This window comes from Thiorhodospira sibirica ATCC 700588 (genome assembly GCF_000227725.2).
GTDB lineage: Bacteria > Pseudomonadota > Gammaproteobacteria > Ectothiorhodospirales > Ectothiorhodospiraceae > Thiorhodospira > Thiorhodospira sibirica.
In genome coordinates this window covers 1-1,061 of sequence record NZ_MU255055.1, presented here as the reverse complement: position 1 = coordinate 1,061, position 1,061 = coordinate 1, and the positions used below count along the sequence as shown (strand labels likewise).

Here is a 1,061-nt window from a genome sequence, read left to right as displayed (position 1 = left end):
GGAGATCACCGATACCCGGCTGTGGCGCATCGTCAAACACTCTATCGCACAGGCCATTGGCTGTTTCGACCTCTCGGCGGTACAAGCCATCGGCCTAGATGAGACAGCCTCCAAGCGGGGACATAACTACGTCACCGTCTTTATCGACATGGCGCGCAGCAAGGAACCCGTTCTCTTTGCCGTGCCCGGCAAGGGCAAGGCTACCCTGGAGCCGTTCAGCACCTTTCTGAAAGACCATGGTGGCGACACGCAGCACATCGTCGAAGTGGTCTGCGACATGTCCCCGGCCTTTCTCAGCGGGGTCGCCAAAGAGTTGCCCAACGCCTCGGTGACGGTCGACGGGTTTCATATCGTGCAGACCTTCACCCGCTCGGTCGACGAGGTAGGCAAGCTCGAAGGGCGCGAAAAACCGCTGCCCAACCACCTGCGCTGGGCCGTGCTCAAGCGTGGCACCCCCGGCAACCTGACCGACAACCAGACCATCGCCATTGCCGAGATGCTCACGCAGGGGCTTGATACCGCCACCGCCTGGCGGATCAAGGAGAAGCTGGCCTGGATACGAAAGGCCAAGGGACCGCGAGCCGCTCAGTGGCGCATCACCCACTTCATCAACTACGCCAGGGCGCTGGTCGGTGAAACACCCAGGCTTGAGCCGGTCAGAAAGGCGATCCGAACTCTGGAAAATCATAGGCAGCGCGTTGTTCAACGCTGGACCTCCACCTACACCAACGCCCGGCTGAAAGGCATGAATAGTCTGTTCCAGGCCGCCAGAGCCAGAGCTCGAGGGTACCGCAATGATGAGACCTTCATCGGCATGATCTACCTGATCGGAAGTCCGGTGAGTTCCATGATTAAATCCACTTAATGTGACGAGGAGCCAAAAATAACCACCTCGGTCGGCCACCCCCCGGAGAAAGCCATGGGTGCAGAAGTTGCGATCCGCCAACCACAGATCATCGGGCTCCACATCCGCTAGCCCCGCGCCTAGTAGTGCCCGCTCCTGCGTGTAGGCATCTTCGCAAGGATAGAGCGCAATGATCAGTTCCTTGGCCGGATCGAAG

1 protein-coding gene is annotated in these 1,061 nt (G+C 59.7%); it reads left to right on the top strand.

The genetic code is table 11. The features are described 5' to 3' along the window. A partial coding sequence (locus THISIDRAFT_RS00035) for an ISL3 family transposase (RefSeq protein WP_221913915.1) occupies positions 1-865 on the top strand: 865 nt, incomplete at its 5' end. Positions 866-1,061: the final 196 nt, after the last annotated feature.